A 14,255-nucleotide genomic window follows, 5' to 3' on the forward strand; every position below is an offset into this window, starting at 1 on the left:
GGATGCTGGAGGTATCAGAAGTGCGAATGCTGACATGAGTAGCGATAATGCGGGTGAAAAGCCCGCACGCCGTAAGCCCAAGGTTTCCTGTTCAACGTTCATCGGAGCAGGGTGAGTCGGCCCCTAAGGCGAGGCAGAGATGCGTAGCTGATGGGAAGCAGGTTAATATTCCTGCACCGTCGTATGATGCGATGGGGGGACGGATCGCGGAAGGTTGTCTGACTGTTGGAATAGTCAGTTTTTGACTCATAGAAGGTGCTTAGGCAAATCCGGGCACGTAATTCAAGGGGTCGAGACGAGCGGGTTTATCCTGCGAAGCAATCGGAAGTGGTTCCAAGAAAAGCCTCTAAGCTTCAGTCATACGAGACCGTACCGCAAACCGACACAGGTGGGCGAGATGAGTATTCTAAGGCGCTTGAGAGAACTCGGGAGAAGGAACTCGGCAAATTGGTACCGTAACTTCGGGAAAAGGTACGCCCCGGTAGCTTGATTGGTTTACTCCATGAGGGCGAAAGGGTTGCAATAAACTGGTGGCTGCGACTGTTTAATAAAAACACAGCACTCTGCAAACACGAAAGTGGACGTATAGGGTGTGACGCCTGCCCGGTGCTGGAAGATTAAATGATGGGGTGCAAGCTCTTGATTGAAGTCCCAGTAAACGGCGGCCGTAACTATAACGGTCCTAAGGTAGCGAAATTCCTTGTCGGGTAAGTTCCGACCTGCACGAATGGCGTAACGATGGCCACACTGTCTCCTCCCGAGACTCAGCGAAGTTGAAATGTTTGTGATGATGCAATCTACCCGCGGCTAGACGGAAAGACCCCATGAACCTTTACTGTAGCTTTGCATTGGACTTTGAATCAATCTGTGTAGGATAGGTGGGAGGCTTTGAAGCGGGGACGCCAGTTCTCGTGGAGCCATCCTTGAAATACCACCCTGGTTCATTTGAGGTTCTAACCTTGGCCCGTTATCCGGGTCGGGGACAGTGCATGGTAGGCAGTTTGACTGGGGCGGTCTCCTCCTAAAGTGTAACGGAGGAGTTCGAAGGTACGCTAGGTACGGTCGGACATCGTGCTAATAGTGCAATGGCATAAGCGTGCTTAACTGCGAGACCGACAAGTCGAGCAGGTACGAAAGTAGGACATAGTGATCCGGTGGTTCTGTATGGAAGGGCCATCGCTCAACGGATAAAAGGTACTCTGGGGATAACAGGCTGATTCCTCCCAAGAGTTCATATCGACGGGGGAGTTTGGCACCTCGATGTCGGCTCATCACATCCTGGGGCTGTAGCCGGTCCCAAGGGTATGGCTGTTCGCCATTTAAAGTGGTACGTGAGCTGGGTTTAAAACGTCGTGAGACAGTTTGGTCCCTATCTGCCGTGGGCGTTGGAAATTTGAAGGGGGCTGCTCCTAGTACGAGAGGACCGGAGTGGACGAACCTCTGGTGTACCGGTTGTCACGCCAGTGGCATTGCCGGGTAGCTAAGTTCGGAAGAGATAACCGCTGAAAGCATCTAAGCGGGAAACTCGCCTTGAGATGAGATTTCCCGGAGCCTTGAGCTCCTTGAAGGGTCGTTCGAGACCAGGACGTTGATAGGCTGGGTGTGGAAGTGCAGTAATGCATTAAGCTAACCAGTACTAATTGCCCGTACGGCTTGTCCCTATAACCTTGGCAGTGACAAGGTTGAGATGACAGCTGTTTGTTGATACCAGATTCAAAAACTAAATACTTCTTCCGGATTCAGAGTGGCGCCCAGCACAAGCGAAGCGCACTCGTACAAGTTATGCCTGATGACCATAGCAAGTCGGTACCACCCCTTCCCATCCCGAACAGGACCGTGAAACGACTTTGCGCCGATGATAGTGCTGCAACCAGTGTGAAAGTAGGTTATCGTCAGGCTAATTAATAAGTAGTAATGCAAAACCCCACCAGGTGACCCTGGTGGGGTTTTTTGCTTTTCGCCCACAGAAAACCCCTGTTGTGAGTTTGTTTTTGCAATAAAACATCTGATCCAGATCAAGATGTCTGCTATCGTCATGACGATGATAAATACTTTTGCATCACATTCTCATAAGAAAAAGGGTGTTCATGAGACAGCTATTACCGATCGCGACCGCAACACTGCTCAGCGCCGCCCTGAGCGCCTGTCATAACAACAGCAATGACAGCACCCCGGCCCCGATTCCGGCCGCCAAATACAGCGCCGAACTGACCCGCACGACCCATGGCGTCGTCCACGTGCGCGCCGATAATTTCCGCGGCATCGGCTATGGCATGGCCTATGCCTATGCCCAGGACAATGTCTGCATGTTCGCCGATTCGCTGCTGACCGCACGCGGTGAGCGCTCGCAATTCTTCGGTCCGGATGCGCACGCAACCGCACGCACCGGCGACGAATACGGCGCCGCCAGCGGCTTCATGGACCTCAGCAACCAGGAAAGCGACTTCTTCTTCAAGGGCTACGTCGACCTCGAGCAGCTGCGCGCCGGCTACGCCGCCGGCGGCCAGGAATCGCGCGACGTCCTCGAAGGCTATGTGGCGGGTTACAACCGCTACATCACGGAATATGCCGGCAAATACCCGGCGGCCTGCAACGGCGCCAAGTGGGTGCGTACCATCAGCGTCGACGACATGTACCTGGTCCTCGCCGAAAAGTCGCTGCACGCGTCCGGTGAAGTCTTCGCCAGGGAAATCGTGGCCGGCGCGCGCGATCCGAACGCCGTGGTGCGCCTGGCCGCACGTTCGAACCGCAAGCCGGACATGGGCTTCGTGGCGGCGCGCCTCGACAAGCTGCATTATGAAGGCTTCGGCAGCAATGGCCTCGCGGTCGGCAAGGACCTGTCGACCAGCGGACGCGGTCTCCTGCTCGGCAATCCGCACTTCCCCTGGACCAGCACCGACCGCTTTTACCAGGCCCACCTGACCGTCCCAGGCCGCTACGATGCGATGGGTGCGATCCTGGGCGGCATGCCGGCGATCGTGATCGGCTTCAACCGCGACGTGGCCTGGACCCACACCGTCACCGCCGCCAACCACTTCACGACCTTCCGCCTGCCGCTGGACCCGGGGGACGCCACCGGCACCACCTACCTGGTGGACGGCGAAAAGATCAAGATGACGTCGAAGACGGTGACGATCGACGTGCTGCAGGCGGATGGCTCCACGGCCAAGCGCAGCAAGACCTTCTACTTCAGCAAACAGGGCGCGGTGCTGGTCAAGCCGGAAGCCGGCCTGACCTGGAGTACGGCTGCCGCCTACGTGTTCGCCGACCCGAACCGCAACAACACGCGCATGCTCGAGCAATGGCTGGGCATCGGTAGCGCGACCAGCGTGCAGACGCTCAAAGCCTCGCTCGACAAGACCGTCGGCCTGCCATGGGTGAACACCCTGGCGGCCGACCGCGCCGGCAATGTACTGTTCGCCGATGCCAGCGTGGTGCCGCACATGACTACCCAGAAGTTCGGCAGCAACTGCCTGCTGCAGCCGGCGCTGCTGATGTTCGATGGTTCGCGCGCCGCCTGCGGCTGGGGCCAGGATGCGAACGCGCCGACCGGCATTTTCTCGCCGGCGAACGGTCCCTGGACCATCCGCACCGATTACGTCGGCAATTCCAACGACAGCTATTGGCTGAACAACACGCGCGCTCTAATGACCGGCCCGGCGCCGCTCGGCTATTCGCCGCTGTACGGCCGCGTCGGTGTCGAGCAGCGTCTGCGCAGCCGCATCGGCTTCATCCAGCTCGAGGACAGGATTGCCCAGCGCAAGACCCTGCAGACTAGCGACCTGCAGGAGCTGATGTTCGCCGAACGCGTCTATGCGGCCGAACTGGTGCTGCCAGACCTGTTGCCGGCCTGCGCCGTGAGCCAGGATGCGACTGTAGTGCAGGCGTGCTCGGTGCTGCGCAGCTGGGACCGCAAGGCGAACGTCGACAGCCGCGGCGCGCTGCTGTTCCGCGAGTTCTGGAATATCGCGACCACACTGCCGAACAAGTGGGCGGTGCCGTTCGATGCGGCCGATCCGGTGCATACGCCGGCGGGCGTGGCCCCGGCTGCGGTGCCGGCGATGCTGGCGGCCATCAAGACCGCCGCTACCAAGCTGCAGGGCCTGGGCATCCCGCTCGACGCCATGCTGGGTGATTACCAGGCCGATACCCGCAACGGCGTCAGGGTGGCGCTGCACGGCGGCCTGGGCGACGTCGACGGCGCCTACAACTCGATCCGCTGGAACACGGAGATCAGCAAGACCGGCTACAACAACCCATACTGGGGCGCCAGCTATATCCAGACCGTGACCTTCGACGCCGACGGACCGCAAGCCCAGGGCATGCTGGTGTACGGCCAGTCGACCGATCCGAAATCGCCTTACTATGCCGACCAGATCGGCGTGTATGCGCGCAAGGAATGGCCGGCGCTGCCGTTCACCCAGGAGAAGATCAAGGCCGATCCGGCCTACAAGATGATCACGCTGTCGCAGTAAGGCAGAAAGCTTCAGTCATCACGCTTGCGAGAGTGGCGCAGGATCCTGCGCCACCGCGGTCGCGGCCTTGCCCTTGCTGATGCTCTCGCCGTCGCTGCGGCGCAGGCGCCAGAACACCAGCGAGGACAGCATGGTCGTCACCGCCAGCGTGATGAAGGCGTGGTGCAGCGCCTGCGTCACCATCACCTGGTTGGTCTGCGGCACCCGCCCCAGGAACCAGGCCGTCACCAGCGACCCGGAGGCCAGCCCGAAGCTCATCGACAGCTGCTGGAACGAGCTGGCGATGGTGCTGGCCATGCTCGAATCCTTCTGCTCGACGTCGGAATAGGCCAGCGTGTTCATGCTGGAGAACTGCAGCGAATTGAAGAAGCCCTGCAGCAGGCCGATGCCGGCGATCGCATACCACGGCGTGTTCACGCCGACCAGCGAGAACAGCGCGATCGTCATCCCCATGCAGATCGTGTTCACGACCAGCACCTGGCGGTAGCCGAAGCGCGCCAGGAGTTTCGGCGCGACCAGTTTCATGCACATCGCCGCGGCGGCGGTCGGCATCATCAGCAGGCCCGATTGCCAGGCCGGCAGCTTCAGGCCGAGCTGGTACAGCAGCGGCAGCAGGAAGGGCAGGCCGCCCACGCCGATGCGCGTGATGAAGCCGCCCAGCACCGAGGCGCGGAAGGTGCGGACCTTGAACAGCGACAGCCGCAGCAGGGGGAATTGCGCTTCCCTGGCATGCCACACGTAGGCCACCAGCAGCGCCACCGACAGCGCCAGCATCAGGCCGGCCGTGATGCCGTCCAGCGTATGCTCGCCGAATACTTCGAGCAGCCAGGACAGGATGGCGGTGCCGGAACTGAACAGGATCAGGCCGATCACGTCGAGCGGACGCGTCTCGGCGCCGCGGTAGTCGGGCATGTGGTTCAGCACGAAATACAGCGCCAGCAGGCCGACCGGCACGTTGACGAAGAAGATCGCGCGCCACGACAGCCAGTGCACGATCAGGCCGCCGACCGTGGGGCCGAGCAGGGGCCCGATCAATGCCGGCAGGATCACGAAATTCATGGCCTTCAGCAGCTCGTTCTTGGGGAAGGTGCGGATGATCGCCAGGCGCCCGACCGGCATCATCATCGCCCCGCCCAGGCCCTGCAGCAGGCGCGCCGCCACCATCATCGGGGCATTCAGCGACAGCCCGCACAGCACCGAAGCCAGTGTGAAGACGGCGATCGCGGTGGCGAACACGCGCCGCGTGCCGAAGCGGTCGGCCATCCAGCCGCTCACCGGGATACCGACGGCCAGGCTGAGGATGTAGCTGGTGGCGACGGACTTCAGGCTCAGCGGCGTGACCTCCAGGCTGGCGGCGATGCTGGGGATGGCGGTATTGAGGATGGTGGCGTCGAGCTGCTCCATGAACAGGGCAGTCGCCACCAGCCATGGAAGGTAGCGTTTGACGGTGCTGGTGTCGGTCATCGGGATCTGCGCAATTCTGCGTTCGGTCGCGACGCCCGGGGCAGGCGCCGCCTGAGCAGATTGTTACATAAATCGGGCGGCGCCGATTTTTAATACCAGGAAGCCAGAGCCAGCAGGGCATCGCCCCCGGGCGGGGGCGACGTGCGAGGGCGGCGTGTTGACGTGTTGCGTCTTAGAAGCCGTAAGACACCCGCAGCAGCGCCAGGTTGACGCCGCCGTTCGGATGCTTGATGCCGCCGTTCGAGTAGTGCTGCAGGCGCACGCCCACGTCCCACTTGTTCGCGAACACGTAGCCGGCGCCGATGTGGTCGGCGAATTCGAATGCGGTCGACAACTGGCGGTGCGTGTTCGTGTACACGCTCGAGAACACGCTGGCGCCGATGCCGGCTTCGCCGTAGAAGCCAAGCTTGTCATCGGCTTCCCAACGGAATACCGGCGTCACGCCGACCACGGCCAGGTTCTTGCGGTTGTCCTGGATGTCGTCCCAGCGGTTGGCACGCCAGTAGGCGACGTTGGCATCCCAGTAGCCCGACAGGTGGTAGCCGCCGCGGGCGAACCAGTTCTTGTTCCAGTTCTTCTGGGCCGACCAGCGCACCACCTGGACGTGCTCGCCGCCACCGGCTTCGATCGCGACCGAATCCAGGCCGCCGAACTCGTCTGCGGCAAAACTGGCCTGGGAAGCGGCCAGCGCGGCCACGGCGGCGAGGGACATCGCGATGTTTTTAGCGGAAACCATATTCTGTATGCCTTTTGTGAATGAGCGCCGTGGAAATAAAAGAGGGTACGGCGAATACCGGTATTTTAGCTGTGCCGCGATTTTTACGTGGTCGACTCGCCAATTGTTAGAATCGACATGACGTTTTTACCACTGAGGACAGCAATGACTTCCACGACACTGACATTTCTCGGCATCGGCCTGATGGGCAAGCCGATGGCGACCCGGCTGGCCCGGGCCGGCTATCCGCTGCGCGTCTGGAACCGCAGCCCGGCCAAGGCGGCAGCACTGCGCGATGCCGGCGCCCAGCCTTGCGCAAGCTTGTCCGAGGCGGTGCAGGACGCGGACATCGTGATCTCGATGCTGGAAGCGGGGCCGGTGGTCAGCCACGTGCTGGATGCCGCACTGGCGCACCTGGCGCCCGGCACGCTGTGGATCGACATGAGTTCGACGCGCCAGGACGAAGCGCTCGCCTTTGCCGCCCGGCTGGCGGCACGCGGCTGCCGTTTCGTCGATGCGCCGGTGTCCGGCGGGGTGCAGGGTGCGGAGCAGGGCACCCTGGCGATCATGGCCGGCGGCGGTGCGGACGATGTTACCCAGGCCGAGCCGGTGCTGCAGGTGCTGGGCCATCCCCGCCACGTGGGGCCGGCCGGCAGCGGCCAGGTAGCGAAAATGTGCAACCAGCTGATCGTCGGCGCCACCATCCATATCGTGGCCGAGGCGCTCCTGCTGGCCGAGGCGGCCGGCGCCGATGCCGGCGCGGTGCGTGAAGCGATCCGCGGCGGCTTTGCCGGCAGCCGCGTGCTGGAGGTGCATGGCCAGCGCATGCTGGAGCGGAATTTCGTGCCGGGCGGGAAGGTGAGTACCCAGATCAAGGACCAGCGCAACGTGCTGGCGGCGGCCGCGGCGGCCGGGGTGAGGCTGCCGCTCACCGATCTGGTGACGCGGCAGTACGAGACGATCGAGACCGAGCTGGCGGGGGCCGATCACGCTGCGGCGTTGATTGCACTGGAGCGGATGAATCCCGGCAGGCGCCTGGGAACTGGCGTAGACCAGTTGCCTGAAGCGTGAACGCATGCGAACTTGGGCCCCTGCCTTCGCAGGGGCGACGGTTCATCGGTTAACTATTCCAGAAGCCAAACCCATCTCCACCAGCCGCACCCAGTAACTCGCCCCGATCGGCAGCAGTTGGTCGTTGAAGTCATAACTGCCATTGTGCAGCTGGCAAGGCCCGAGTCCGTGCCCGCCCAGGCGGTGTTCGCCTTCGCCATTGCCGATGAAGACATAGCAGCCCGGCTTGGCCTGCAGCATGAAGGCGAAATCCTCGGCCCCCATGGTCGGTTCGACATCGGCGTTGACGTTGTCCGGCCCCACCACGGCGCGCATCGCCTCGATCGCGAACGCGGTTTTTTCGGCGTCGTTGACCAGCGGCGGGTAATTGCGCTTGAAGGTGAAGTCGACGCCGGCGCCGAAACCGGCGGCGACGCCGCCCGCGATCTCGTTCATGCGGCGCTCGATCAGGTCCAGCACGCCGGTCGAGAAGGTGCGCACGGTGCCGATCAGCACGGCCTCGTCCGGGATCACGTTGGTGGCGCTGCCGGCGTGGATCTGGGTGATCGACAGCACGGCCGTGTCGAGCGGGTTCTTTTCGCGCGAGATGATGGTCTGCCAGGCTTGCGCGATCTGCACCGCCACCATCACCGGGTCGATGCCGCGGTGCGGCTGGGCCGCGTGCGCACCTTTACCCTTCACGACCACGCGGAACTCGTTACTGGAGGCCATCATCGGCCCCGGTACCACGGCGAAGGTGCCGGCCTTGATGCCCGGCCAGTTGTGCATGCCGTACACCGCGTCCATCGGGAACTTGTCGAACAGCCCATCCTCGATCATGCGGCGGGCGCCGGCGCCGCCTTCCTCGGCCGGCTGGAAGATCAGGTAGACGGTGCCGTCGAAGTTGCGGTTCTGCGACAGATAGTGGGCTGCGCCCAACAACATCGCCGTATGGCCGTCGTGGCCGCATGCATGCATCTTGCCCGCGTGGCGCGACGCATGCTCAAATGTGTTGAGCTCCTGCATCGGCAGCGCGTCCATGTCGGCGCGCAGGCCGATCGCACGGTCGGACGTGCCGCTCTTGATGATGCCGACCACGCCGGTCACGCCGAGGCCGCGCACGACCGGGATGCCCCAGTCGGTCAGGCACTGCACGACCACGTCGGCGGTGCGCTGTTCTTCGTAGGAGAGCTCGGGGTGGGCGTGGATGTCGCGCCGGATCGTTTCGAGCTCGGTTTGAAAAGCGAGGATAGGTTCGACAAGTCTCATATTCTTCTCCCTGGGTGCCTGCCTGGCAATACATGGTCGAGCCTATTTTAGCCCGACCCGAATGCCGAAGGCCAGCACCCATACAAGCACTGCCGGAATCGTTTACAGTAGTGGATTCTCGACGTTTTTTCCCGGATTGATTCGATGACCAAGACCCTTGTCAGGGCCACCTGCCCCCATGATTGTCCCGATACCTGCGCCATCCACGTGACCGTGGAAAACGGCGTGGCGACGGAGATCAAGGGCGATCCGGACCATCCGACCACGGCCGGCGTGCTGTGCACCAAGGTATCGCGCTACATCGACCGCACCTATCATCCGGACCGCATCCTGACCCCGCTGCGCCGCGTCGGCAAGAAGGGAGAAGGCCGGTTCGAACCGATCAGCTGGGACCAGGCGCTGGACGAGATCGCCGCTCGCCTGAAACCGATCGCCGCCCGCGATCCGCAGGCGATCCTGCCCTACAGCTATTGCGGCACCATGGGCCTGGTGCAGGGCGAGGCGATGGCGATGCGTTTCTTCCATAAACTGGGCGCTTCGTTCCTGGACCGCACCGTGTGCGCGACCGCCGGCTTCACGGGCTACAAATACACCATCGGCGGCTCGATCGGCACCGACATCGAACAGTTCCAGGACGCCAAGCTGATCGTCATCTGGGGCGGCAATCCGATCGCCTCCAACCTGCATTTCTGGATGCGCGTGCAGGAAGCCAAGCGGCGCGGCGCCAAGCTGATCGCGATCGATCCCTACCGCTCGCTGACGGCGGAAAAATGCCACCAGCACATCGCCTTGATGCCGGGCACCGATGCCGCGCTGGCGCTGGGGCTGATGCATGTGCTGATCGAGGAAGACCTGCTCGACCACGACTATATCGCGCAGCACACGGTCGGCTTCGAGCAACTGAAGGAGCGGGCGGCCGAATGGACGCCGGAGCGCACCGCCGAGACCTGCGGCATCAGCGTCGAGGAAGTCGTGAACCTGGCGCGCGAGTACGGCGGCACCGCGATGCGCGGCGAGCCGGTGGCGATCCGCCTGAACTACGGCGTGCAGCGGGTGCGCGGCGGCGGTATGGCGGTACGTAACATCACCTGCCTGCCGGCGCTGGTGGGCGCCTGGCGCCACGCGGCCGGCGGCGCCCAGCTGTCGACCTCGGGCTCGTTCCCGGCCAACCGCGCGGCGCTGCAACGCCCGGACCTGCTGCGGGGACCGCGGCCGCGCACGATCAACATGAACACCATCGGCGACGACCTGCTGCGCGACAGCGCGCCCGATTTCGGCCCGAAGATCGAAGCCGTCATCGTCTACAACGCGAACCCGGTGGCGATCGCGCCCGATTCGGCCAAGGTGCAGCGCGGCTTCGAACGCGAAGACCTGTTCACGGTGGTGTTGGAGCACTTCCTGACCGACAGCGCCGACTACGCCGACATCGTGCTGCCGGCTACCACCCAGCTGGAACACGTCGACGCCCACCTGGCCTACGGCCACCTGTACATGATGGCCAACAATGCGGCGATCGCGCCGCTGGGCGAATCGAAACCGAACACCGAGATCTTCCGCCTGCTGGCCAGCCGCATGGGCTTTACCGATGCGGCCTTCCGGGAAAGCGACGACGAGATGGCGGCCACGGCCTTCAACAACAAGGATGCGCGCGCCGTCCACTTCGACTGGGAGTCGCTCAAGCGCATCGGCTGGAGCAAACTGAACATGCCGGCCGCGCCGTTCGCCGACGGCGGTTTCCCGACCCCGTCCGGCAAGTGCGAGTTTTACTCGAGCTCGATGCTGGCCGACGGCCTCGATCCGCTGCCGACCTATATTCCGAACTACGAATCCGTCGCATCCAATCCCGAACTGGCGGCGAAGTACCCGTTGGCGATGATTTCACCGCCGGCCAGGAACTTCCTCAACTCAACCTTTGTCAATGTTCAGAGCCTGCGCGCAACCGAGGGTGAACCGCACCTGGACATCCATCCCGACGACGCTGCCGTGCGCCGCATCGCCGACCACGACATGGTGCGCATCTTCAATGACCGGGGCTCGTTCGTCGCGCGTGCCCGTGTCACCCCGAAAGCACGGGCCGGCCTGGTGGTCGGCCTGTCGATCTGGTGGAAAAAGCTCGCCAGCGACGGCAAGAACGCCAACGAAGTGACCAGCCAGCGCCTGACCGACATGGGCCGGGCGCCCACCTTTTACGACACCCTGGTGCAGGTCGAAAAGGTCGAACCATGAACCCGCGCACCATGACCCCGAGACATGACATTCTTATCGCGAATCACCCCGTGGTTGCGCCCCGTGCTGCTCGCCGGCACGGCGGCGGGACTGCTGGCCAGCTGCTCGACGCTGAATTACTACGGGCAGGCGGCGCAAGGCCAGCTTGAACTCCTGTCGGACGCCCGTCCGATCGACGACTGGATCGCCGACCCCGGCACCAGTTCCAGACTGCGCCTCCGCCTCGAGACGGCGCGCCAGATCCGCCGCTTCGCTGTTAGCGAAATGGCTTTACCCGATAACAACAGCTACAAGAACTACACCGCGCTCAAGCGCCAGTACGTGCTGTGGAACGTGGTCGCCACGCCCGAGTTGTCGCTGAAACCGCTGGAGTGGTGCTTCCCGGTGGCCGGCTGCGTGAATTACCGCGGCTACTACAGCAAGGAGGCGGCCACCGCCTATGCCAGGGAGCTGAAGGCCGAGGGCAACGACGTCGAAGTCGGCGGCGTGCCCGCGTATTCGACGCTGGGCTGGTTCAGCGACCCGCTGATCTCGACCTTCATCAACTACCCGGATGCCGAGCTGGCGCGCATGATCTTCCACGAGCTGGCGCACCAGGTGGTCTACGTGCCGGGCGATTCCCAGTTCAACGAATCCTTTGCCAGTACGGTGGAAGAGGTGGGCGTCGAGCGCTGGATGGAGCGCTTCGGCAACCAGGCCATGCGCGAAGGCTATGCGCGCTACAAAAGCCGCAAGCACGATTTCCTGGCGCTGCTGCTGAAGTACCGTAAGGCGCTCGAGCAGAACTACGCCATCGTCGACCGCAGCGATGCCGAGAAGCGCGTGGTCAAGGCGCGCCTGTTCCAGGGCCTGAAGGACGAGTACCAGGTCCTGAAAGGCAGCTGGGGCGGCTATGCCGGCTACGACCGCTTCTTCGAGCAGCCGCTGTCGAACGCCCACCTGGCGTCGATCGCCACCTACGAAGACTTCGTGCCGGCCTTCCGCACCATGCTCAAGCGCGACCGCAGCTTCCCGAGCTTCTACAAGTCGGTCAAGCGCCTGGCCGAGCTGGACCGCAAGGAACGCCACCGCATCCTCAAGGCGCTGGCGCCGCAACTGCCAGCCACGCCGCTGATGGTGCAGCGCAGCGACGCTCCCGCGTCGCCCGCCGTCGCCCCTTCTCACTAGACGCTGTGTTCCAATTGCTATAAAAATGCTTGCTATCGGGCGCGCTGCCCGATAGCATCATATTTATCAATAGAGAACGACCGTGCGTTTTTTCGGCGGCACATAAAACAGAGACGGAGACGAGGCATTGATGGACAAGATTTGGCTCAAGTCGTACCCTCCCGGCGTGCCCGCGGATATCGATCCCGACCAGTACGGATCCCTGGTGCAGCTGCTCGAAGAATCGTTCCGGAAGTACGCGGCCAACAAGGCTTTCGTCTGCATGGACAAGTTCATGACCTATGGCGAGCTGGACGCCATGTCGAAGCGGCTGGCGGCCTGGCTGCAAAGCCGCGGGTTGCAAAAGGGCGCGCGGGTGGCGGTCATGATGCCGAACGTGCTGCAGTATCCGGTGGCGCTGGCGGCGATCCTGCGCGCCGGCTACACGGTGGTGAACGTCAATCCGCTGTACACGCCGCGCGAGCTCGAACACCAGCTCAAGGATTCCGGCAGCGAAGCCATCATCGTGCTCGAGAACTTCGCCCACACGGTGCAGCAGGTGCTGGGCAAGACGCCGGTGCGCCACGTGGTCGTGGCCAGCATGGGCGAGCTGCTGGGCGCCAAGGGCCTGCTGGTGAATTTCGTGGTCCGCTCGGTCAAGAAGATGGTGCCGGAGTTCTCGATTCCGCACATGGTGCGTTTCAGGGACGCGCTGATCCAGGGCCGGCGGATGCCGTTCACGGCGCCGCGGATCGCTGCCTCGGACGTCGCCTTCTTGCAGTACACCGGCGGCACCACCGGCGTGTCGAAGGGCGCCACGCTTACCCACCGCAACGTGATCGCCAACGTGCTGCAGTCGGAAGCCTGGCTGAATCCGTCGATGAGCCAGCCGCCGGTGGTCGATTTCCCGACCATCGTGTGCGCGCTGCCGCTGTATCACATCTTCGCGCTGACCGCGTGCGCGCTGCTGGGCATGCGGGTGGGGGCGCTGAACATCCTGATCCCGAACCCGCGCGACATCCCGGGGTTCATCAAGGAGCTGGCGAAGTACAAGGTCAACATGCTGCCGGCCGTGAACACGCTGTACAACGCGCTGGTGAACCACCCGGACTTCCGCCACGTCGACTTCTCCAGCCTGAAGGTGGCGAACGGCGGCGGCATGGCGGTGCAGAAGGCGGTCAACGACAAGTGGCACGCCCTCACCGGCACCAACATCATCGAGGGCTACGGCCTGTCGGAGACGGCGCCGGTGGCCACCTGCAACCGCAGCGACACGGCCGGCTTCACCGGCACCATCGGCCTGCCGGTGCCGTCGACCGAGATCGCCATCGTCGACGACGACGGCCGCGCGCTGCCGCTGGGGAGCATCGGCGAGATCGCGATCCGCGGCCCGCAGGTGATGAGCGGCTACTGGAACCGGCCGGACGAGACGGCCAAGGTGATGACGGCCGACGGTTATTTCCGTTCGGGCGACATCGGCATCATGGACGACAACGGGTACGTCAAGATCGTCGACCGCAAGAAGGACATGATCCTGGTGTCGGGCTTCAACGTCTATCCGAACGAGCTGGAAGAAGTGATCATGGCGCATCCGGGCGTGCTGGAATGTGCCGTGGTCGGCGTGCCGGACGAGCATTCCGGCGAGGCGGTCAAGGTGTTCGTGGTGCGCAAGGATCCGGCGCTGGACGCCGAACAGCTGATGGCCTACTGCAAGCAGGAGTTCACCGGCTACAAGAAACCGAAGTACATCGAATTCCGCGACGAACTGCCGAAGACCAACGTCGGCAAGATCCTGCGGCGCGCGCTGCGCGAAGAGAAGCAGGCGGCGTGAAATGGATTCAAACGGTTGTCGGCTTAAAACCGTCGTTGGCTTGATATTGTCGTTGGCTTAAAAACCGTCGTCCCCGCGA

General features: G+C 63.0%; 8 protein-coding genes and 2 rRNA genes. 7 read left to right on the top strand and 3 right to left on the bottom strand.

From position 1 onward, the window contains the following. The 3 genes from U1H99_RS00005 to U1H99_RS00015 form a co-directional block, all read left to right on the top strand. Nucleotides 1-1,661: ribosomal RNA gene (locus U1H99_RS00005) — 23S ribosomal RNA — on the top strand; the annotation flags it as partial. Nucleotides 1,662-1,785: 124 nt separating this feature from the next. Beyond that, nucleotides 1,786-1,898 (top strand): 5S ribosomal RNA (gene rrf, locus U1H99_RS00010). A 189-nt stretch (nt 1,899-2,087) separates the two neighbouring features. Then, nucleotides 2,088-4,475 (top strand): penicillin acylase family protein, encoded by a 2,388-nt coding sequence (locus U1H99_RS00015; protein WP_323139744.1) that lies wholly within the window; start codon nt 2,088-2,090, stop codon nt 4,473-4,475. Nucleotides 4,476-4,493: 18 nt separating this feature from the next. Here the strand turns inward: U1H99_RS00015 and U1H99_RS00020 are convergent, their stop codons facing one another. Both U1H99_RS00020 and U1H99_RS00025 read right to left on the bottom strand, forming a co-directional pair. Then, entirely contained in the window at nt 4,494-5,939 is a 1,446-nt protein-coding gene (locus U1H99_RS00020) for a DHA2 family efflux MFS transporter permease subunit (protein ID WP_323139745.1), read from the bottom strand. A gap of 172 nt (nt 5,940-6,111) precedes the next feature. Then, nucleotides 6,112-6,675, bottom strand: a complete 564-nt coding sequence (locus tag U1H99_RS00025) for an acyloxyacyl hydrolase (protein ID WP_323139746.1) — start codon at nt 6,673-6,675, stop codon at nt 6,112-6,114. 144 nt (nt 6,676-6,819) lie between these two features. On the opposite strand from U1H99_RS00025, the gene U1H99_RS00030 reads away from it, so the two are divergent. Beyond that, a complete protein-coding gene (locus tag U1H99_RS00030) occupies nt 6,820-7,725 on the top strand; it encodes an NAD(P)-dependent oxidoreductase (RefSeq protein ID WP_323139747.1) in 906 nt (301 codons plus the stop codon). Nucleotides 7,726-7,767: 42 nt separating this feature from the next. Here the strand turns inward: U1H99_RS00030 and U1H99_RS00035 are convergent, their stop codons facing one another. Then, on the bottom strand, nt 7,768-8,973 hold the full coding sequence (locus U1H99_RS00035; RefSeq protein ID WP_323139748.1) for a M20 aminoacylase family protein: 1,206 nt from the start codon (nt 8,971-8,973) through the stop codon (nt 7,768-7,770). Nucleotides 8,974-9,117: 144 nt separating this feature from the next. On the opposite strand from U1H99_RS00035, the gene U1H99_RS00040 reads away from it, so the two are divergent. From U1H99_RS00040 to U1H99_RS00050, 3 genes are all read left to right on the top strand, one after another. Next, nucleotides 9,118-11,199 carry a molybdopterin-containing oxidoreductase family protein gene (locus tag U1H99_RS00040; RefSeq protein ID WP_323139749.1) on the top strand — a complete coding sequence of 694 codons (2,082 nt, stop codon included), beginning with the start codon at nt 9,118-9,120 and terminating at the stop codon, nt 11,197-11,199. A 24-nt stretch (nt 11,200-11,223) separates the two neighbouring features. Continuing rightward, a complete protein-coding gene (locus tag U1H99_RS00045) occupies nt 11,224-12,366 on the top strand; it encodes an aminopeptidase (RefSeq protein ID WP_323139750.1) in 1,143 nt (380 codons plus the stop codon). A 130-nt stretch (nt 12,367-12,496) separates the two neighbouring features. Continuing rightward, entirely contained in the window at nt 12,497-14,176 is a 1,680-nt protein-coding gene (locus U1H99_RS00050) for a long-chain fatty acid--CoA ligase (RefSeq protein ID WP_323139751.1), read from the top strand. Nucleotides 14,177-14,255 lie beyond the last annotated feature (79 nt).

This window comes from Massilia phyllosphaerae, assembly GCF_034659755.1.
GTDB lineage: Bacteria > Pseudomonadota > Gammaproteobacteria > Burkholderiales > Burkholderiaceae_D > Telluria > Telluria phyllosphaerae.

Coding starts and splice junctions, on each gene's coding strand:
- U1H99_RS00020 (WP_323139745.1), bottom strand. CDS start 5,939: ATGACCGACACCAGCACCGTCAAACGCTACCTTCCATGGCTGGTGGCG.
- U1H99_RS00025 (WP_323139746.1), bottom strand. CDS start 6,675: ATGGTTTCCGCTAAAAACATCGCGATGTCCCTCGCCGCCGTGGCCGCG.
- U1H99_RS00030 (WP_323139747.1), top strand. CDS start 6,820: ATGACTTCCACGACACTGACATTTCTCGGCATCGGCCTGATGGGCAAG.
- U1H99_RS00050 (WP_323139751.1), top strand. CDS start 12,497: ATGGACAAGATTTGGCTCAAGTCGTACCCTCCCGGCGTGCCCGCGGAT.
- U1H99_RS00035 (WP_323139748.1), bottom strand. CDS start 8,973: ATGAGACTTGTCGAACCTATCCTCGCTTTTCAAACCGAGCTCGAAACG.
- U1H99_RS00045 (WP_323139750.1), top strand. CDS start 11,224: ATGACATTCTTATCGCGAATCACCCCGTGGTTGCGCCCCGTGCTGCTC.
- U1H99_RS00040 (WP_323139749.1), top strand. CDS start 9,118: ATGACCAAGACCCTTGTCAGGGCCACCTGCCCCCATGATTGTCCCGAT.
- U1H99_RS00015 (WP_323139744.1), top strand. CDS start 2,088: ATGAGACAGCTATTACCGATCGCGACCGCAACACTGCTCAGCGCCGCC.